General features: G+C 69.6%; 2 protein-coding genes and 1 pseudogene. All 3 read left to right on the forward strand.

What is annotated here, in order from left to right; all coding sequences use genetic code 11:
• Positions 1 to 3: 3 nt before the first annotated feature.
• A pseudogene (locus tag B1790_RS27345) lies at positions 4 to 22,479 on the forward strand (non-ribosomal peptide synthase/polyketide synthase); the annotation flags it as partial.
• Positions 22,476 to 22,697, forward strand: a complete 222-nt coding sequence (locus B1790_RS35455; RefSeq protein WP_233165341.1) for a hypothetical protein — start codon at positions 22,476 to 22,478, stop codon at positions 22,695 to 22,697. The pseudogene B1790_RS27345 and the gene B1790_RS35455, both read left to right, overlap by 4 nt.
• Before the next feature lie 86 nt (positions 22,698 to 22,783).
• Complete coding sequence (locus B1790_RS27350; RefSeq protein ID WP_079926436.1) at positions 22,784 to 23,107, forward strand: hypothetical protein; 324 nt, start codon at positions 22,784 to 22,786, stop codon at positions 23,105 to 23,107.
• Positions 23,108 to 23,128: the final 21 nt, after the last annotated feature.

Below are 23,128 nucleotides of genomic sequence, written 5' to 3' on the forward strand. Positions count from 1 at the left end.
AACATGACGACGACCGAGATCGACGACGGCCTGACCCCGAGCGATCGCTTGGACCTGCTGCGCGAGTGGAACAACCAGAGCTGGCCCGACACCACGACCACGGTGCCGGACGCCTTCGCCAGGCAGGTCGAGCTGACCCCCGACGCGCTGGCCGTCGTCGCCGGCGAGGTGCGGCTGACCTATCGCGAACTGGCCGATCGCTCGTACCAGCTGGCGAATCACTTTCGTGCGCAGGGCGTTTCGCACGAACAGATGGTGGCCATCGCGTTGCCGCGCTCGGTCGAGATGGTGGTGGCCGCGATGGCCATCCTGGCCGCTGGCGGCGCCTTCGTGCCCGTCGATCCGCAGTGGCCCGCCGAGCGCAGGCAGCAGGTCCTCGCCGACACCAGGGCCACCTCGGTGGTCGTTGCGCCGGGTACGGCGATGCCGGAAGATCCGCAGTCGGTCGAAATCGCCCTTGACGCATGGGCGTTCGGCGACCAGTCCGCCTCCGCGCCGTCGACCGTGATCGACGGCAGCCAGCTGGCCTACGTCATCTTCACCTCGGGGTCGACCGGTAAGCCCAAGGGCGCGATGATCCGCCACGAAGCCATCGCCGAGAGGCTGACCTGGCAGGTGAAAGACGTCCTCGGCTTCGGGCCGGGGGACGCCTCGCTGTTCAAGGCACCGCTGTCGTTCGACATCTCCGTCAACGAAATCCTGCTGCCACTGGTCTCCGGTGGCTACGTCGTGGTGGCCGAGCCCGGCGGCGAGCGCGACCCGCAGTACCTGCTCGACCTGATCTCAACTGAGAAGGTCACCTTCGTCTACCTGGTGTCGTCGATGCTCGACGTGCTCCTCGACCTCTCTCAAGGAACCAGCCTGCTGTCCGGGCTGAAGCACGTCTGGTGCGGCGGCGAGGTCCTGACGCCCGCGCTGTTCGACCGGTTCCGGACCCAGCTCAGTACCACGCTCTACCACGGGTACGGCCCCGCCGAGGCGACCATCGGTGTCTCGCACGTCATCTACCGCGACAGCGCCGAGCGGATCGAAACCTCCATCGGCAGGCCGAATCCGCACACCCAGCTCTACGTCCTCGACGACGACCTTCAGCCGGTACCGGTCGGCGTCGGCGGCGAACTCTACGCCGCCGGATTCCTGTTGGGGCGCGGCTACATTCACGCGCCAGGGCTGACGGGGTCGCGCTTCGTCGCGAACCCCTTCGACGACGACGGCTCGCGGATGTATCGCACCGGCGACCTGGCCCGCTGGACATCCGAAGGCGTGCTCGAATTCCTCGGCAGGGCCGACAACCAGGTCAAGATCCGCGGGATGCGGGTCGAGCTCGAGGAAATCGAGGTCATCCTGGCGTCGCATCCGTCGGTCCGCCATGCGGCCGTCATCATGCGCCAAACGCCCTACGGCGGTGCGCAGTTGACCGGCTACGTGGTGTCCAACACCGAGGTCGACGCCGGCGACATGCTCGCTTGGTGTGCATCGAAGCTGCCGGAGCACATGGTGCCCGCCGCCGTAGTGGTGCTCGACGAGTTCCCCGTCACCGCGAACGGCAAGCTGGACCGACGCGCGCTACCCGCGCCGCCGACGACGGCCCCCAGCATGGGGCCGGCGCCCACCGACCCACGCGCCCGCGCGATCGCCGAGATCTTCGCCGAACTCCTCGGCGTCGAAAGCGTTGGTGCCGACGCCGACTTCTTCGCCCTGGGTGGGGACAGCATCGTCGCGATGGGCCTGATCAGCCGGGCCCGCAAGATCGGCCTGCGCCTGCGACCACGCGACATCTTCGCGATGCGCACCCCGGCCGAATTGGCGGCCGCGGCGACGGACGCCGGTGCGTCCGCCCCCGAGGCGGTTGCGGTCGACCCGGTCGGCGACGTCGCGGCGACGCCGATCCTGGCGTGGCTCGACGAGGTCGGCAACGGCGCAACCGGAATGGACGGCTTCTTCCAGTCCGTCACATTGCACACCCCGGCGGGACTGACGACGGCGTCGCTGACGACCATGGTCGACGCCCTGCTCGCCTGCCACGACGTCCTACGCGCCAGAACCGGCACCGTCGAACCCGGCGGGCTGACGATCCCCGCCGCTGGCGCGCTGACGGCGGCCGACGTACTCACCACGGTGCCGCTCGACGGCAACGTCGACGCGGTGACCGCCGAGCAGCGTTCGCTGGCGGTCCAACGCCTCGACCCGCGCAACGGACGAATGGTCGACGTCGTCTGGCTCGACGCCGGCGCCGAGCTGCCCGGCCGCCTCATCCTGATGCTTCACCACGTCGTCGTCGACGGCGTCTCGCTGCGCCTGCTCAGCGAGGATCTGTCCTCCGCATGGACGGATCTGCAAGCCGGGCAACCCGTCTCACTCGCCACCGCGGACACCCCGCTTCGGCAGTGGGCCGACGAGCTCCGTGCCGCCACGACGGGCGGCACGTTCGCCGCCGACGAGGACTACTGGCTTCAGGTCGCCGGCGGCGCAGCCGAGCCGACGATCGGCAGCAGGCCTCTCGACCCGGCGGTCGACGTGGTCGCGACCGAGGACAAGCTGGTGGTGCGCATCGACGCTGACGTCACGGGCCGCCTGCTCGGCCCGGTGCCGAACGCGATTCGCGGCGGCGTGAACGACGCCTTGGTCACCGCTCTCTCGTTGGCACTTGCCGAATGGCGCGGGGGCGAGTCGTCCTCGCTGCTGCTCGAACTCGAAGGACACGGCCGCGAGGCCGAACACCTCGGCGCCGCTGGTGAACAGCTCGACCTGTCCCGCACGCTCGGCTGGTTCACCACCCTTTTCCCCGTCAGAGTCGACCCCGGTGCGACACCGTGGGACCAGCTGATGTCCGGAGGCCCGGAGCTGGGCGCCGCCGTCAAGGCGGTCAAGGAGCAACTGCGTGCGGTACCGCGCAACGGGCTCAGTTACGGTGCACTGCGGTATCTTTCGGGTCGCCCGCGGCCCGATCTGGCGGTCCAACCGCAGGTCCTGTTCAACTACCTCGGCAGGTTCAGCGGCGCCGGTGACCAACCGTGGACCCTCGCCGAAGACGAGGTCGCCGAGGACCGCGACCCCCGGATGCCGCTGCCGCGGGCCGTCGAGGTCAACGCCATCACCGTGGAGACCGACGCCGGCGCGTACCTGGAGGCCACCTTCAGTTGGCCGGCCGGCGTGCTGGATCGGCGGCGGATGGACGCACTCTCGGGGCTGTGGGTCGAGGCCCTCACCGCCATCGCCGTCAGCGACGCCGTCAACGGTCCGACCCCTTCGGACTTCCCGCTGGTCGCGATCACGCAGTCCGACGTCGACGCGTTCCAGGGCAGCCACGGCGAGCTGGTCGACGTCGTGGCGCCGTCGCCGCTGCAATCGGGCATCTACTTCCACTCCACCTACGCCGACGTCGATCCGTACGTCGTCCAGCAGATCGTCGAGTTGGCCGGTCCGGTCGACGCCGAGCGCCTGCGCGCAGCAGCCAACCTGCTCATGGACAGGCACCGCCATCTCGGCGCCGCCTTCCAGCCCGCCGCCGACGGCAGCATCGTCTCGGTGATCGGGTCGACACCCGAAATGCCCTGGCTGTACCTCGATCTCGCCGGTGTCGATGCCGACGCCGCCGCGAGCCGAGTGGACGACGTGGCCGCCGAGCAGCGCGACCGGCCGTTCGACCTGGCGGTGCCGCCGCTGATGCGTTACGCGCTGATACGTCTGACGTCGCACCGGCACGTCCTGATTCAGACCGTCCACCACATCGTCGCCGACGGCTGGTCGGTGCCCATCGTGCTGCGGGAACTCGCCGCACTGCACGACGACGCGGCTGCCCCGCTGACCGCGGCGCCCCGCTACGGCGACTACCTGACGTGGATCGCCGCCGCCCCCGCCGAGGAGGCGCTTGCGGCGTGGCGCACCGAGTTGGACTCCGTCGACGAGCCGACCCGACTGGCAGATGCGCTGCCGCCCAGCACGTCCGGGGCATCGGGCTTCGGCAAGGTCGGCGCTCGGGTCCCGGCCGACGTGGCCACCGGAATCGTGCAGTGGGCGGGCAGCCACGGCGTCACCGTCAGCGCCGTCATCGGCGCGGCCTGGGGCATCGCGGTGGGCCGGCTCAGCGGGCGCACCGACGTGGTCTTCGGCTCGACCGTGTCGGGTCGAGGCGTCGACGTCGCAGGAATCGACGACATGGTCGGGCTCTTGATCAACACCGTTCCCGCCAGAACACACTGGGCAATCGGCGATTCCGTCGAGACCGTCGTCCGCCGGTTCGCCGACGCGCAGACGGCACTGTTCGAATACCACCACGTCGCACTCGCCGACATCCAGCACGCCATCGGCGTGCCCGAGCTGTTCGACACCCTGATCGTCATCGAGAACTACCCGGCCGCGGACGACCCAACGGCGACGATCCGGGTCGGATCCGTCGACGTCGTCGAGGCGCCGCACTACCCCCTCACCCTGATGGTCAAGCCGTCGGATCCGTTCACCGTCGCACTGACCCACGACCAGGCAAGAGTCGACGCCGCGACGGCGGAGCGCGTACTCGCGTTCTACCAACGAATCCTCACCACGATCGTCGACTCCGCGGACACCGCGTGCAGCGACGTCGAACTGCTCACCCCGGCCGAGGTCGGCGCAGTGCTGGCCGCGGGAACCGGCGCGCCGGCGTGGCACGGCACCGTCCTTGACCTCTTCGCCGAGCAGGTTCACCGCGTCCCCGATGCCATGGCGCTCACCGACGGTGCCGGGCGACTGACCTACCGCGAACTGGACGAGGAAGCCACCCGGTTGGCCGGGGCACTTGCCGAAAACGGAGTGGGCTCGGGCGACGTGGTCGCCGTTGCCACCGGGCGCACCAACGACCTGGCGGTCGCCCTGCTGGCCGTCATGCGGTCCGGCGCCGCGTATCTGCCCGTCGACCCGCAGTACCCGGAGGCGCGCATCACCTACATGCTCTCCGACGCCCGGCCGCGAATGGTCATCACCGACGGCAGGCCGCTGCCGTCGCACGAGGTGCCCACCCTGTCCGTCGACGCGCACCCAACGGCGCGAGCCGCAGGAGGCATTGCAGTCGGCCCGGACGACGCGGCCTCCATCGTTTACACCTCAGGAAGCACCGGAAAGCCCAAGGGAACCGTCGGAACCCACGGCGCCCTTGCCAACCGGCTGAAATGGGCCGCAGAGGCGTGGTCGAACGATCGCGACGACGTGCGGGTCGCCAAGAGCTCGACGAGCTTCATCGACGGCACCACCGAACTCCTGGGAGCGTTGGTGGCGGGCGCCAGCACCGTGGTCGCCGACGAGGACACGGCACGTGACGCCGCCGCACTCGTCAGCCTGGTCGAGAAGGCCGGGGCCACCCAGCTTCTCGTCGTTCCGAGCCTCGCCGTCGCGATGGTCGAGTCGGCCCCGACGGGTCTCGGCCACGTCCGGCGCTGGATCTGCAGCGGCGAGGCACTCGACGACGCGACCGTCGCCGCACTGCGGCGGGTGTCCCCGGACGCCCAAATCGTGAACTCCTACGGGTCGTCCGAAGTCGCGGGCGACGTGCTCGCCGGACCGGTGGCCGACGACGGCCACACGACCCTGGGACGGCCGGTTCCCGGCGTCCGCATCCTGCTGCTCGGGCCCGACCTCGCCCCGGTGGCGCCCGGTGCAATCGGCGAAATCTACGTCGGCGGAGTCCAACTCGCCCGCGGCTACCACGGCCAGGGCGGCACCACCGCAGCCCGATTCGTCGCCGACCCGTTCGGCGCGGACGGGGCACGGCTCTACCGCACGGGCGACCTCGCGCGGTGGACCAGCACCGGCGACGTCGAGTTCATCGGACGCAGCGACGACCAGGTCAAGATCAACGGATTCCGCGTCGAACTCGGTGAGGTGGAAGCGGCACTAGGCGAGCTGCCCGGCGTCGCCGACGCCGTCGTCACCGTCCACCACGGGACCCACGGTTCTGCACGTCTGGACTCGTACGTGGTGACCCGTGACGCCGCGCCGGTCGACCAGGCGGCGATCCGCGCCGCCCTCGCCGAGCGGTTGCCCGCCCACCTGGTGCCCGCGACGGTCACCCCGCTGTCGAATATCCCGTTGCTGCCCAACGGGAAACGCGACCGCACGTCGCTTCCCGAACCTGTGCTGTCGGTCTCCAAGGTCACCCCGCGGACTGAGCGTGAGTCGTCGATCTGCAGCGTCTTCCAAGACGTACTGGACATCTCCGATGCGATCGGCATCGACGACGACTTCTTCGCTCTCGGCGGGGACAGCCTGCTCGCCTTGCGGGTCGTCAACCGGCTCGCGGGTTCCGGCGTGGGGATCCAGACCAAGGAGCTGTTCCAGCTCCGCACGCCCCGAGCGCTGGAAGACGTTCTCGCCACCCGCGTCACCGCCGCGCCACCGGAGCCCCAGGCCGTGACGGCCGAGCCCGCCGCCTGGCACGGTCTCGCCGACGACGAACTCGCCCACCTCGTCGACGGGTGTCCCGTCGAGGTTCAGGACGTGTGGCCACTGTCGCCGCTGCAGCAGGGCGTCTACTACCAGTCCACCTACACCGACGACGTCAACACCTATCTGGCCCAGAACGTCTTCGACTTCAACCGCCAGCTCGACGTCGACGCGATGCGTACCGCGTTCGGGGCGTTGCTGTCTCGCCACGACAATCTGCGGGCTGGCTTCACCAGTGAGGATCTGGTGCGGCCCGTGCAGTACATCGGCCGCTTCGTTCCCGCCGACGTCACGCTCGTCGACCTGTCGGACCTGACGGCGGAGGCCGCGGACGATCGGCTCGCCGAGGTCATGCGTGCCGACGCCGAGAATCCGTTCGACCTCCGCATGCCACCGTTGGTTCGGTTGACGGTGATCCGTCTGCCGGGGCGTGGGGACCGCTTGCTTCTCACCTGCCACTTCCTGCTGTGGGACGGCTGGTCCCGCGAACTAGTGCTGCGAGAGTTGTTCGCGCTGTATGACTCCCGCGGAATCCGCGGAGCCCTGCCCGCCGCCAAGAGCACCTACGTCGACTACCTGAGGTGGGTCGACGACCAGGACCAGGCCGCGTCCATTCAAGCCTGGTCCGACGCCCTGGCCGGATTGCCAGAGGCGACGCTGGTGGCGCCGGAGGCCGTCGGCCGCGAACCCGCACTGCCTGAACGTGTCTACGGCGAGCTGTCCCGCGAGGTGACCGCCCGGCTCGAGCAACACACCAGGACCAGTTCCACCACCGCCAACACGGTCCTGACCGCCGCCCTCGGCATGGTGCTCGGCTTCGAGACCGGAAGCACCGACGTCGTGTTCGGCACCACCGTCGCGGGCCGGCCACCCGAGCTGCCCGGTGTCGAGAACGTCATCGGCCAGTTCCTCAACACCGTCCCCGTGCGCGTGGAGACGACGCCGAATACGACTGTGGCCGAACTCCTTCGGCGCGTCGAGGACTTCCGCCTCGACCTCATGGCACACGAATACGTCGGGCTCGGCGACATCACCCGCAGTACCGGGCACCAACCGCTGTTCGACGCGCTCTACGTCCTGCAGAACTTCCTCGACGACGACACGTTCACCGAGTTCGAGCGCCAGCACGGCATCATCGGCGTCGACTTCGTCGACACCACGCACTATCCGCTGACGTGGGTGTTGACCCCGGGGGAGCGGCTGACGATCAAGCTGGAGTTCCGGCCCGACGTCGTCGACCCGGAAGCCGCGGCGGCGATGGTCGAGCGCCTCGTCCGCGCAGTCGACGCGCTGCTGACCCAACCCGACACCGCGCTCGGCGACCTCGACCTGGCGCTGCCTGCCGAGCGCGACGCGTTGGCCCGCCAGTGGCGGGCCACCGAACACGACATCGGCGACGACACCATCGCCGACCTGCTGGCCGAGCGGGCCCGCAGCTGCCCCGACGAGACCGCGCTGGTCTTCGGTGACACCCGGCTGACCTACGCCGAACTCGACGGGCGAATCAACCAACTCGCGCGCCGCCTGCTCGAGAGCGGAGCGGGTCCCGAGCGCGTCGTCGCCTTGGCACTGCCCCGGTCGGTGGACATGGTGGTGGCGCTCTTCGCGGTGCTGCGCACCGGTGCCGCCTATCTGCCGCTGGAACGGGATTACCCCGTGGCTCGGCTCACCGGCATGCTCGACGACGCCCGTCCGGTGCTGCTCGTCTGCCACGCCTCGAGCGCCGAGGTGGCCGATCACCAAAACCGACTCGGCGGTGCCGTGCTGCGGCTCGACGACCCGGGCGTCCGCGACGCGCTGGCCCGCACGCCGGGCGACGCCCTCACCGACGCCGAGCTCGGCGACTTCGCGAGAAGTGCTGGGCCGCAACGCCTCGAGCACCCGGCCTACGTCATCTTCACCTCCGGGTCCACTGGACGCCCGAAGGGTGTCGTGACGCCCTACCGCGGCTTGACCAACATGCAGCTCAACCACCGGGTCGAGATCTTCGAACCCGCGATCGCCAAGGCCGGTGGCCGACGGCTGCGGGTGGCGCACACGGTGTCGTTCTCCTTCGACATGTCGTGGGAGGAGCTGCTCTGGCTCGTCGAAGGCCACGAGGTGCACATCTGCGACGAGGAACTGCGCAGGGACGCCACCGCGTTGGTGGCGTACTGCCACCAGCACCGCATCGACGTCGTCAACGTGACACCCAGCTACGCGCATCACCTGTTCGAGCAGGGCCTGCTGGAGGACGGCGGTCATCCGCCGACCCTGGTGCTGCTCGGCGGTGAGGCCGTGTCGGACGACGTGTGGCGTCGCCTCCGCGACCTTCCGAACGGCACCGGCTACAACCTGTACGGCCCCACCGAGTACACCATCAACACCCTCGGCGCAGGAACCGACGACAGTGCGACCCCCACTGTGGGACAACCCATCTGGAACACTCGCGCCTACGTTCTCGACTCGTGGCTGCGTCCCGTTGGTGACGGTGTCGTCGGCGAGCTGTACATCGCGGGCGCCGGCCTGGCACGCGGCTACCTCGACCGGCCCGCCCTGACGGCCGACCGCTTCGTCGCCGACCCCTTCAACGTGGGCGGCCGGATGTACCGCACGGGCGATTTGGTGGCCCGCCGATCCGACGCCGGTGGCACGCTGGACTTTCTCGGGCGCAGCGACGACCAGGTGAAGATTCGCGGCTACCGAGTGGAACTCGGCGAGGTCGCGGCGGCGCTGTCCGCGCTGCCGGAGGTGCGGCAGGCCGTCGCCATCGCGCGGCCAGGCCCGTCTGCGTCGGTGAAGCAACTGGTCTGCTACGTCGTCCAGGACGAGCCACGGGCAGATCAGGAGGCGTTCGCCGCCGAACTGCGGGCGGCGGTGTCGCAGACCCTTCCCGACTACATGGTGCCCGCGTTGTACGGCTTCGTCGACGCGATCCCCCTGACGGTCAACGGAAAGCTCGACGTCCGCGCCCTTCCCGATCCCGTCGTCCCGTCGTCCGGCCCGTCGCGGGACCCGCGGGACGACCGAGAAGCGTTGTTGGCAAGCATCTTCGCCGACGTCCTCGGCCTGCCGAACATCGGCATCGACGACGACTTCTTCACTCTCGGCGGGGACAGCATCTCCTCGATCGCGGTGTCGGGCAAGGCCCGCAAAGCGGGTCTGCATCTCACCCCGCGCGACGTCTTCCGCCGCAGGACCGTCGCGGCGCTGGCCGCCGTCACCACCACCTCTGACACGCCGACGGCACCCGCCGAGCGCGACAGCGGTGTGGGCACGATCGCCGCGACGCCGATGCTCGCCGAGACCGCCGACGCGCAGACACCACTGGCCAACTTCTACCAGTCGACGGTGTTGGCCACACCTGCCGGAATCACCAGCAGCCAATTGGAACTCGTCATCCAGGCGATGCTCGACACCCACGACATGCTGCGCGCGCGCCTCTACGTCGGCGGCGACGGATGGACACTCTCGGTGCCGGAGGCGCCGGTGTCGGCCGGCTCGGTGTTGACCGTCCGCGACGGCGTTCTCACCGCATCCGACGTCGACGCGGCCACCAGCGCCGCGGCCGCCGAACTCGACCCCGAGACCGGTCGGATGGTCCGCGCCGTCTGGTACGACGCGCCGGAGGGCACCGGCCAGCTTCTGCTGGTCGTGCACCACCTCGTCGTCGACGGCGTCTCGTGGCGCATCGTCACCGAGGACCTGGCGGCCGCGTGGACCGACGTCGCCGCGGGCAGGCCTGCGGCTCTCGACGACGTCCCGACGTCGTTCCGGACCTGGTCGAGTGCGATCTCCGCGACGCGCTTCGACGGCGAAGCGCCGTACTGGAACGACGTGTTGGCGACGGCAGACCCCGACCTCGGCCACCGCCCCCTCGACCCGGACGTCGACACGGCGGAAACCGTCCGCAGTCAAAGCTTTTCGCTACCTGCGGACGTCAGCTCGGCACTGCTGTCATCGGTCCCCGCCGCGGTTTACGGCGGAGTCAACGATGTGCTGCTCAGCGCGCTCGCGCTGGCACTGGCACGGTGGCGGGCCGACCGTGGCCACGGTGAGAGCACGGCGGCGGTCGTGAACCTGGAGGGTCACGGCAGGGAGCCCGAACTCGTGGCCGGGCACCTCGACCTGTCCCGCACGATCGGCTGGTTCACGGCGATCTACCCGGTACGACTGGATCCTGGCACAGTCGAGTGGGACGACGTCCTCGCGGCCGGTCAGGAACTGGCGGCGGCGGTGAAGGCGGTCAAGGAGCAGCTGCGCTCCACGCCGAGCCGCGGACTCGGCTACGGCGTGCTGCGCCACCTCGACTCCGCCCGACCCGTCACCGGGGCCGCACCCCAGATCCTCTTCAACTACCTCGGCCGGTTCGCCGGCGGCAGCGGCAAGGCCTGGGAGCCGGTCGCGGAGTTCGGTGGCCTCCGCGAGGGCGTCGACCCCACCAATCCGGTAGTGGCACTGGAGATCAACGCCATCGCCGAGGACGGACCCGGCGGGACCCGACTGACCTTCACGTTGTCCTGGCCGGGTGGCCTGCTGGACACCGCCGACGTCGACGAGCTCGCCGCACTGTGGTCGGCCGCGTTGACGGCGCTGACCCGATGCGACGACCTGGGCGGGCACACCCCGTCGGACTTCCCGCTCGTCGACGTCGCCCAGGCGGACCTCGACGGTTGGCAGGCGACCGGACGCGTCGAGGACGTCCTTCCGCTGCTGCCGCTGCAGGAGGGCATGTACTTCCACGGTGCGCTCGGCGCAGGTGACGACGACTACACCGACACCTACCGCGTGCAGCAGATCGCCGAGCTCTCGGGACCGGTCGACCCAGAAGCGCTGCGCGCCAGCCTGAACGCCGTCATGGCACGACACCAGGCGCTTCGGGCCGGGTTCCACGAGCTGCGGGACGGTCGGATCGCGCAGGTCATCTGGGCCGACGTACCGGTCGCCCTCGAGCTCGTCGACGCGACGACGGTCGACGAGTCCGCCGCGCTCCGGCGCCTCGACGACGCTGCCCGCGAGCAACTCTCGCGACCGTTCGACCTCGCCGCACCACCCTTGGTTCGGTACGCGCTGGTGTCGTTGACCGCCGAGGACCACCGGCTGGTTCAGACCATGCACCACATCGTCGCCGACGGGTGGTCCTACCCGGTGCTGTTCGGCGACGTCGTCGCGCATTACAACGCGGCGCTCGGCGTCGGCACGGGCCTGACCCCGCTCGTCGGAACGCTGCGCGACCACGTCGAGGCCGTCCGCGGCGGAGACCAGGACGCCGCCAGGCAGGCCTGGAAGACGGCGCTGGCCGGGGTCGAGGCGACACGCTTGTTCGAGACGCCGAAAACCGTTGGCGAGCACAGCAGCTCGGTCCGACGACTCTCGGCCGAGCTCACCACGGAACTGACCAGGACGGCGCGGGAACGCGGCGTCACGCTCAGCACCGTGCTGCACGGCGCGTGGGGACTGCTCCTCGGGCGACTTCTCGACCGCAGGCGCGTGGTGTTCGGGTCGACGGTGTCGGGTCGCGGTGGCGAGCTTGCCGGAACCGAGTCGATCGTCGGACTCCTGATCAACACCCTCCCGGTGCCGATGGCCTGGGACCATGACACGTCGATCGCGACGGTCATGGCCGACCTGCAGGACCAGCAGAGCGCCGTCCTCGACGCCCAACATCTGGGCCTTGCCGAACTGGCCCGGCTCGCCGGCGTTCGGGAGTTCTTCGACACCATGGTGGTCGTCGAGAACTTCCCGACGGTGGCCAGCGAGCCGTCGAACGACGCTCGGGCACTGCACTTCCAGGGCTTCACCGGCACCGACTCACCGCACTACCCGGTGTCCTTCGTCGCATATCTGGACGACCAGCTCACGGTGGAGATCAAGTACGACACGGGGGCTGTCACCGCGGCTCAGGCCGACAGGTTCGCCGAACGCGTCGAGCGCATCCTGGCGGCGTTCACCGAAGACCCGGACACCCGGGCCGGCGACGTCGACCTGCGGACCGCCGCCGAACGCGATCTCGTCGCGGGGACGACGTCGCGGCAAGGCCCCGACCGCACACTCGTCGACGCCTTCGGCGCTGCCGCCGCCGAGAATGCCGACCGCACCGCGGTCAGCTGCGGCGCGGACCGCATCACCTACGCCGAACTCGACGAGAGGGCGTCGGCGGTCGCCGCGACGCTGACCGGACTCGGCGTCCGGCCGGAGTCCAGGGTCGCCGTCGCACTGCCACGCTCAATGGATCTGATCGTCGCGCTGCTCGCCGTCATCAAGGCGGGCGGCACCTACGTCCCGTTGGACGTCGACTCGCCAGAGGCGCGTCTTCGGCACGTCGTCACCGATTCGGCACCGGTCTGCATCCTGGTCGACAGGGCCGACCGGCTGCCCGCCGGAGTCTCGACCGCGTCCACCCCGGTGGTGCTCGTCGACGACGCCGCAAGCCAGCGGCCGGGCAGCACGCAGACGCCTGCGCTGGACGCCGACCACGCGGCGTACGTCATCTACACCTCGGGCTCCACCGGCGTTCCCAAGGGCGTGACGGTCACCCACCGCAACGTCGCGGCGCTGTTCGACGGCACCGCAGCACTTTTCGACTTCGGTCCCGACGACGTCTGGACGATGTTCCACTCCGCGGCGTTCGACTTCTCGGTGTGGGAACTGTGGGGCCCGCTGCTGCACGGCGGACAACTCGTCGTCGTCGAACAGGCCGTCGCCCGCGACCCCGACCGGTTCCTGGAACTGCTGGCATCCGAACGGGTGACGGTGCTGAACCAGACCCCCTCGGCGTTCTACCCGCTGATCGAGGCCGACCGGCAGGGCGGACGAACGTCGTCGCTCGGGTCGCTGCGCTACGTGGTCTTCGGCGGCGAGGCGCTAGACGCCACCCGGCTCACCGCCTGGTACGAACGACACGACGCGGACTCTCCGCGGCTGGTCAACATGTACGGCATCACCGAGACCTGCGTGCACGTGTCACACCGTCCGCTCGAGGTCTCCGACTCGGCAGGCGCCACCGGCAGCGTCATCGGTGACGCCATCCCCGGGCTGCGAATCCACCTGCTGGACCAGTCCCTTCAGCCCGTGCCCACCGGGGTCGTCGGCGAGATCTACGTCGCGGGCGGGCAGATCGCCCGTGGGTACGTCGGCAAGCCCGGCCTCACCGCGACGCGTTTCGTAGCCAATCCGTTCGACGGCGCCGGGGAACGGCTCTACCGCAGCGGCGACACCGCGATGTGGACCGAGGACGGTGAGCTCGTCTACGTCGGGCGCTCCGACCAACAGGTCAAGGTGCGCGGCTATCGAATCGAGCTCGGCGAGGTCGAGTCGGCGCTCGCCGCCCTCGACGACGTGGCGAACGCCGCGGCAGCGGTACGTCAGGACGAGACGGGCCGCACGCGGCTCGTCGGATACGTGGTCGGGCGCACCGCGGTCGACGTCGCCGAGGTGCGCACGCAACTGGCCACCCGACTGCCCGACTACATGGTCCCGTCCGCACTGGTGGTCTTGGATGCGCTGCCCTTGACGGTCAACGGCAAGCTCGACCGAGCCGCGCTGCCCGCGCCCGCTGAGGCGCCTGTCGCACCTGCTCAACCCGTCACCGACGCCCCGGGAAGCACGGCGGAGTTGTTGGCCGCGTTGTGCTCCGAGATCCTCGGCGCCGCAGTGGGAGTCGACGACGACTTCTTCACGATGGGTGGAGACAGCATCGTCGCCATCCAGCTGGTGAACCGGGCCCGCCGCCAGGGCGTGCGCATCACCCCTCAGCAGGTGTTCGTCAACCGCACGCCCGCAGCGCTCGCCTCAGCCGCCGACGCCGTGGCGCCGCAGCAGGCCGCCGTCGACGACACGGACGCCGGACCCGACCTCGGCGAGGTCATGTTGACGCCCATCGTGCAGCGGCTCGCGGAGCTCGGCGGCGGGGTCGACCGACTGAATCAAGCCGAGTTGCTCCTCGCACCGGCCGGGGCGACGACCGATCAGCTCGACGCAACGGTCAACGCCGTGGTCGCGCGCCACGACGCGCTCGGACTGCGACTGCATCGTCCGGCGCCGATGCTGTGGTCGTTGGAAACGGCTGCCGCGCCCCGTGTCTCGACGCTCAGGGTCGACGCCTCCGGGTTCACCGACGACGAACTGGTTGACGCGATCGGCGTGCAGTCCGACGCGGCGGCCGACCGCCTCGACCCCGGATCCGGGGCCTTGGTGGACGCCGTGTGGTTCGACCTCGGCCCCGACCGGCAGGGACGCCTCCTGCTGACGGTGCACCACCTTGCGGTGGACGGCGTCTCTTGGCGCATCCTGATCGACGACCTGGGGGAGGCCTTCGACCAGGTGCGCGCGGGTACCCGTCCCGCGTTGCCTTCGGTGCCGACCTCGATTCGGTCCTACGCCAGAACCGTCAACGAAAGTGCGCAGCAGGCAGCACGATTGGCCGAGTTCGAACACTGGACCTCGACGCTGGCTCCGGGCGGCGAACTCGACGACCGGGCCAACACGGTCGGTCTGACGGTGGGCTCGACCCGCGACCACGAGATGCGGCTGACGGCCGCGGAGACGGTACCTCTGCTGACGGCGGTTCCCGCGATGGCGAACGCCGACATCACCGAAACGTTGGTGGCCGCACTGTCGATCGCCGTGCGGCGCTGGCGTGCCGCCAAGGGCGGAAACCCCGACGCACCATTGGTGTTGGACCTGGAACGCCACGGCCGCGACGGGTGGGACGCGGATCTGGACCTCTCGCGGACCGTCGGCTGGTTCACTGCGATCGCGCCGGTTCGATTGCCCGCCAACACGGCTGACGATCACGTCACCGTCCTCAAGGAGACCAAGGAGCGACTGCGCGCAGTCGCCGACGGCGGACTGGGATTCGGTCAGCTGCGCTACTGCAACCCCCGCACCGCGGCGGCTCTCGGGCGCCTGCCCGCACCACAGTTGCTGTTCAACTACCTCGGCCGCTGGGCGGCCGACGGCACCGCGGACTGGGATTCGGCACCTGAGGTGGCCGCGCTTCGCGGTGATCCCGATCCCGACCTCGGCACTCCCTACCTGCTGGAGATCAACGCGATCTGCGACGAGACCGTCGACGGCCCGGTGTTGCGCGCGACGCTCACCTACGCCGACGGGGAGCTGGGCGAGGACTCCGTCGTCGACCTTGCCGAGCACTGGACGGCGGTACTGCGTGAGCTGGGTCAGCTCGGGGGCGGACCGTCCGCGCCCTCCCTCACGCCATCGGACCTGAAGTTCGTCGAGCTGTCCCAGGCCGACGTCGACCGGGTCACCGCTGCGACGACGCTTGACGTCGAGGACATCTGGCCGCTCTCGCCGCTGCAGGAGGGGGTGTACTTCCAGGCCAGTTACGCCAAGGCCGCGGTGTACATCGTGCAGAACGTCTTCGAGTTCACCGAACCCGTCGACGTCGCCGCACTGCGCACCGCGTACTCGGCGGTGATGCGGCGCAACCCGGTGCTGCGCTCGGCCTTCCTCGCCGACGGCCTGCCGTATCCGGTCGCCGCGATCACGAAAGACCCGGTGTGCGAGCCCGAATTGGTCGACCTGACCGACGTGGCGCCCGCCGACCTCGACGCACGACTGGCAGAGATGACCGCCGCCGACCGGCTGCGCACCTTCGACCTGGACTCGCCCCCGCTGGCCAGGATGACGATCGCCCGCACCGCCGAACGCGATCGCCTGATCTTCAGCTATCACTTCCTGCTGCTGGACGGCTGGTCCCGTGAGCAGCTGCTGCGTGAATTGTTCGCCGAGTACGGGGCTGCGAAGACGGGTGTACCGGCCGGGCTCCCCGAGCCGGCCGCTCACTTCACCGACTACCTGCGCTGGCTCTCTTGCCAGGACCGCGACGCCTCTGCCCGCCAGTGGGCCACGGCGTTGTCCGGCCTCGCCGCACCGACACTTCTGGTGCCCGCTGCAGTGGGCACCGAACCTACGCTGGCGCTTCGTCTCGACTTCACGTTGAGCGAGCAACAAAGCGCGATGCTGGTGCAGGCGGCCCGCGATGCTGGCGTCACCCTGAACGCCCTCATCAGCACCGCGTTGGCCATGGTGCTGGCTTACGAAACCGGCAGTGACGACGTCGTCTTCGGCTCCACCGTCGCCGGGCGTCCAACCGACCTCGAGGGCATCGAGGACGTCATCGGACTCTTCCTCAACACCGTCCCGACGCGGGTGCGGCTCGAGCCGGGCCGTTCGGTCGCCGAGACGATGCGGGCCGTTCAGTCCGATCGACTGGCCCTGATGGACCACGAGTACCTCGGCCTCGGCGACATCCAGCGCGCACTCGGCTCCGGCGGCGGGGCACTGTTCGACAGCCTCTACGTGCTTCAGAACTTCCTTGACGACGACACCTTCACCGACATGGAGTCGGAGTACGGCATCGTCGGACACGATTCGGTCGACGCGTCGCACTACCCGTTGACCTGGGTGGCCTCACCCGGACGCGAACTCTGGGTGAAGCTCGAGTACCGACCGGACGTGGTGGACCGGGCTTACGCTCAGCGTCTGCTGGACCGGCTGCGCCAGGCGATGCTTCAGATCGCCGACGGCGCAGCGACTCTGGCGGCCGTTCCGATGCTGCTGCCTGGCGAGACCGCCGCGCTGGTGGCGCACCACGATTCAACGCGCCACGACCTTCCCGCCGCCACCGTGATGGACCTGCTCGCCGAACGCTGCGCGCAGTCGCCCCGGGCCACGGCGCTGGTCTGTGCAGGCGAGAGCGTCGACTACGCAGTGCTGGACGAACGGGTCAACCGCCTGGCGTGGGTGCTAAGACACCGCGGGATCGGGCCGGAACAGACTGTTGCACTGGCCCTTCCGCGCTCCATCGATGCCGTGATCGCCCTCTTTGCGGTGCTGCGGGCCGGTGCCGCCTACCTCCCGCTCGAGCTGGACTACCCGGACGAGCGACTGGCGATCATGCTCGCCGACGCGGGACCGGTCTGCCTGCTGACGACCACGGCCGTGGCGTCCCGAATCACGGCGGCGACACCGCCCAACTGCCCGGTCGTCGTCCTCGACGACGACGGCGTGCGAGCCGAGTTGGCCGCCGAGGCACCGCAGTGGGACGGGTTCGCGCCGTCGCTGGAAAGCCCCGCCTACGTCATCTACACCTCGGGGTCGACGGGCAAGCCCAAGGGCGTCGTCACCCCTCATCGCGGACTGACCAACATGCACCTCAACCACCGAGAGGCCATCTTCGCGCCCGCCATCGCCAAGGCGGGCGGACGAGGGCTGCGGATCGCCCATACGGTGTCGTTCTCCTTCGACATGTCGTGGGAGGAGCTGCTCTGGCTCGTCGAAGGACACGAGGTCCACATCTGCGACGAGGACTTGCGCAGGGACGCAACCGCATTGGTGACCTACTGCCATCGGCATCACGTGGACGTCGTCAACGTGACGCCCACGTACGCTCAATTGTTGTTCGACCAGGGGCTCCTCGGCGACGTGCCTTCCCCCGTCGCTTCGCTCGCCCCTGGCGGACACCCGCCGGTCCTGGTGCTGCTGGGAGGCGAGGCGGTGTCGGCGGCGGTCTGGGACCGGCTGCGCGACAGCGACACCAGCTACGGCTACAACCTCTACGGGCCCACCGAGTACACCATCAACACCCTCGGCGGTGGAACCGACGACAGCGCGACGTCCACTGTCGGAACCCCGATTTGGAACACGCGAGCCCACATCCTCGACCCGTGGTTGCGGCCCGTGCCCGACGGCGTCGCGGGCGAGCTCTACATCGCCGGAGCGGGCCTGGCCCGCGGCTATCTCCGTCAGCCGGGGCTGAGTGCGGGCCGGTTCGTGGCCAATCCGTTCGAGGCCGACGGGCGGATGTACCGGACCGGAGACCTGGTGGTGCGCCGCCGCGCCGCCGACGACCTGGCCGGCAACCTGGACTTCCTGGGCCGCACCGACGACCAGGTCAAGATTCGTGGCTATCGCGTGGAAGTCGGCGACGTGCAAAGTGCGATCGCCGCACATCCGCGCGTGGCGCAGGCGGCAGTGATCGCGCGTCCCGACCCGAAGACCTCCGGGTCGCATCAGCTGGTCGCCTACGTGGTGCCCACGGGTGGCCTGGCGCTCTCCGACGACGAGGCATCGTCGTTGACCGGCGAGGTGCGCAGCCACCTCAAGGCCGCGCTGCCCGGGTACATGGTGCCCTCGGCGATCGCGGTGCTCGACCGACTTCCGTTGACCGACAACGGAAAGCTCGACGTTCGGGCCCTGCCGCACGTCGACCCCACCACCCAGCGAACCCCCAGCCGGGCACCGCAATCCGCGACGGAGGAAACCCTCTGCCGGATCTTCGCCGAGGTGCTGGAACTCGACGAGGTGGGGGTGGACGACGACTTCTTCGACCTCGGCGGCCACTCGCTGCTCAGCATCCGTCTGATCGGCGGGGTTCGAACCGGGCTCGGCGTCGAGATGTCGATCCGCGACGTCTTCGACGCCCCCACCGTCGCCGCGCTCGCCGCCCTCGTCGACTCGAAGCCGGCCGCTCAGGTGCCCCGGCCGGCGCTGGTGGCGTCGCAGCGCCCCGAGGTCCTGCCGACCTCGTCCGCGCAGGAGCGTCTGCTGATCCTCGACCGGCTCGGCGAAACCGGTCTGGCGTACAACTATCCGTTGGTGTTCCGGGTTCGCGGCCCACTCGACATCGACGCGCTCCGCGCCGCCCTCGGCGACGTCGTCGACCGCCACGAGTCGCTGCGGACGGTGTTCGGCGATTCGGACGGCATCCCGTTCCAGCAGATCCTGCCCGTCGGAACCCCCGTGCCGCTCCAGGTCTTCGACCGCGCCGAGGACGACGTGCAGGCACAGATTGTCGCCTCGACTGCGCACGCCTTCGACCTGGCGTCGGAGATTCCGTTGCGGGTCGACGTCATTCGGGCCGGAGTCGACGACCACACGGTCGTCGTGCTGCTGCACCACATCGCGACCGACGAGTGGTCGGATGCACCATTCGTCGCCGACCTGAACCGCGCCTACGAGGCGAGGATCGCCGGTGCCGATCCGGACCTGCCCGGCCTGCCCGTGCAGTACGCGGACTACGCGCTGTGGCAGCGCGATCTGCTGGCCGCCATCGGCGACGATCAACTGACGTACTGGCGTGCCGCGTTGGCAGGCGCCCCCGACGAGCTGACGTTGCCGACCGACCGCCCGCGGCCGACGAGGCCCAGTGGCGTCGGCGGCACCGTCAACCTCGACGTCTCAGCGGAAGTGGCTGCGGCACTGCGTAACCTGGCCGCCGAGCGTCAGGTCAGCGTGTTGATGGTCTTGCATGCGGCGGTCGCGGTGCTTCTGCACCGGTTGGGTGCCGGCGACGACATCGTCGTCGGGACACCGGTCGCGGGCCGCGCCGACGCCGCGCTCGACGACGTGATCGGCTTCTTCGTCAACACCGTGGTGCTGCGGGTCGACCTCGCGGGCAACCCGTCGTTCGGCGATCTGCTGACCCGGGTCCGGTCGGCCGACTTGGCGGCATTCGCCCACCAGGAGCTGCCCTTCGAGCGACTCGTCGAAGACCTCAACCCGCCCCGCGTCGCCGGCCGCAACCCGTTGTTCGGCGTCTTCATCGGATACCACCGGCGCGCCGGTGCGGATGCGGACATGTTCGGGCTCCCCACCCAGTGGTGTGAACCCGACTCGTCGGCGGCCATGTTCGATCTCGGCTTCACCCTCGTCGACCAGGGCGGCGACGGCGGCGCGACCATCATGGCCGAGTACGGCGCCGACATGTTCGACGAAGCGACCGTGCGCACGCTGACCTCTCGGCTGGTGGGGATGCTCGGCGAGGTCGTGGTCGACGCCGAACGTCCGATCGGATCCGTCGAGGTGCTCGCCGACGGCGAGTTCGAGGACCTGGTGACCGCCCGGAACCGCACCACCCGCGACCTCCCGGCAACGGGATTGGGCGCGTTGGTGTCTCGTCAGGCCGCGCACACACCGAACGCGACTGCCGTGGTGTTCGAGGGGCGGGAGTTGAGCTATGCCGAGCTCGACGGGTGGTCGGACCGCTTGGCCGCCCAGCTCGCCGACGACGGTGCCCACCCTGGTGCCGTCGTCGGAGTGTCGCTGCCCCGGTCTGTGGAGCTGATCGTTGCCCTGGTCGCCGTGGCGAAGTCGGGTGCGGCGTTCCTGCCGCTGGACCCCGACTATCCGGCGGATCGGTTGGCGTACATGACATCCGATGCCCGCCCCGCCGTGGTGCTCGACGACCCGTACACGGTGATGGGTGCCACCGGTGACACGGCGGTGACGCCGCCGGCGGACGTCGACCCACGACAGCTGGCGTACGTCCTGTACACGTCCGGCTCGACGGGCCGGCCCAAGGGTGTGGCGGTGCCGCATGTGGGCATCGTCAACCGCATCGCGTGGTTGCAGGACGCGTACCCGCTGGGGTCTGACGACCGGATGCTGGTGAAGACCCCGATCAGCTTCGACACCTCGGTGTGGGAAGTGTTCTGGCCGTTGAGCGTCGGCGCCACCCTGGTCGTCGCCCAGCCCGGTGGTCACCGCGACCCCGGCTATTTGGCCGAAACCATTGTGTCCCAACGTGTCACCGCGGTCGACTTCGTCCCGTCGATGCTCGAGCTGTTCCTCGAGGAACCACGGGCCGCGCGCTGTACGTCGCTGACCAGAGTCACCGTCGGCGGCGAGGCGTTGTCGGCCGACGTGGCGGCTCGGTTCGCCGACGTCGTCGGCGTCCCGCTGCACAACCTGTACGGGCCCACCGAGGCCTCAGTCGACGTCCTCGGGTGGACCGCCGACGGCGGGCCGGTCGCCCTTGGTGCGCCGGGCTGGAACGTGCGCGCGTACGTGCTCGACCCCTACCTCAACCCCGTCCCGGTGGGCGCCCCCGGCGAGCTGTATCTGGCCGGGGTGCAACTGGCCGACGGGTATCTGCGCCGGCACGGTTTGACCGCGCAGAGCTTCGTCGCCAATCCCTTCGAGGACGGCGCCAGGATGTACCGAACCGGTGACGCCGTGCGCTGGCGTCGTGACGGAGCGCTGGAATACCTCGGCAGAACAGATGACCAGATCAAGCTGCGCGGGGTCAGGATCGAGCCCGGCGAGATCGAGACCGTTCTGGGTGCCCACCCGGCGGTGGCCTCGGCGCGTGTCGTGGTTCGCGGTGACCTGCTGGTCGCGTACTACCTGCCCGCGGAGGGCAACGCGACGCCGGACACCGACGCGCTGCGGAAGCACGCGCTCGAATCCCTGCCGATTCACATGGTGCCGTCGGCGTTCGTCGAACTCGCGGCGTATCCGCTGACGCCCAGCGGCAAACTGGACCGCAAGGCACTGCCAGATCCGCAGATCGCCACGGGCACTGGACGGCCCGCCGACACCGCGTTGCAGCAGCGCCTCTGCGAGCTGTTCTCCGACGTGCTTGGGGTCGCCGTGACGAGCGTCGACGACGACTTCTTCGCCCTAGGCGGGCACTCACTTCTGCTGGTGCGCCTGGCCTCGGTCATTCGACGAGAGTTCGAGGTCGACGTGCCGGTGGCGAAGTTGATGGTCGCACCGACGGTTGCCGAGGTGGCGGCCCTGCTCGACGAGGGGCCCGGCGGGGACAGTTTGGCTCCCGTGCTGGTGCTGCGCGCGACCGGTTCGGCGGCGCCGCTGTTCTGCCTGGCCCCGGCCAGCGGACTGAGCTGGCAGTTCGCCGGTTTGAAAAGGCATCTGTCGCAGGATGTTCCGCTGTACGGATTGCAGTCGCCGCTCTTTCACGGCGGGCGGTTGCCCGACAGTATCGGCACCCTGGCGGCCGAGTACGCCGACAGAGTCGGTGAGGTCGCGCCGCGGGGGCCGATCCGACTCCTCGGGTGGTCGTTCGGCGGTTCGATGGCACTGCTCGTCGCCGAGGAACTCGTCCGGCGCGGCCGCGAGGTGACGTTCGTCGGAATGCTCGACGCACGCACCGACGTGGTCGACGGCGAGGAGGAGTTCGACCCGGCCACCGTGTTGGCTGGCTTGCTGCGGGAGATGGGTTTCCCCGTCGACCCCGGTGCCACGATGACAGTCGACGAGGCCGTTGCGCTGGTGCGAACGGGCGGCGACGCGATCTCGACGTCGCCGCAGAACGATTGACTGCAGGAGCGGACTACGGGCGCTACGACGGCGACGTGTTCTTCGTCGACGCCACCCGGCTGGAGATGAATCTGACGGGGGTGGCCTCGGAGGGGTGGCGGGATCACGTCGGCGGTGAGTTGACGGTGGTGGCGCTCGACTGCGCCCACTCCGAGCTGATGGACGCCGACGTCCTGGACCGGCTGGGTCCGCTCATCGCAGCGGAACTGGCTCGCTAATCCGCGAGCAGACACAAAGGGCCCTGAATTCCGGCAATTCAGGGCCCTTTCTGTCTGGTCGCGAGGGGAGGGGCGAGAATCGTGCCGTGACCTACCAGGCGCTACGCATCGACGTCGAGGGCGCGCGACTTCAGGTGCCCACCGATTCGCACGTGGGGCTCCTGGCGCGGCGTGCCGCCCAGCCCGGGGCGATCCTGCCGGAGGGTGACGAGCACTTCGTGAAGTGGCTCGAGGGCTTGACGCCGGAGGAGGTCGAACGCGATCGGATTGCCCGCGTGCGATCCAACCGAGACCTCACCACGCGGCCTGGGTGGACACTCGACCTGGCGGTGCTCGTCGACGGCGACCCGGTCGTTACCGGCCCGGGCGGCCTCGTCGCATTGCTGTCAGCTGACGCCGAGCAGACGTAAATGGCCCTGAATCGGTGAGAT

Origin of the sequence: Mycobacterium sp. AT1 (assembly GCF_002043095.1) — a bacterium.
Lineage (GTDB): Bacteria > Actinomycetota > Actinomycetes > Mycobacteriales > Mycobacteriaceae > Mycobacterium.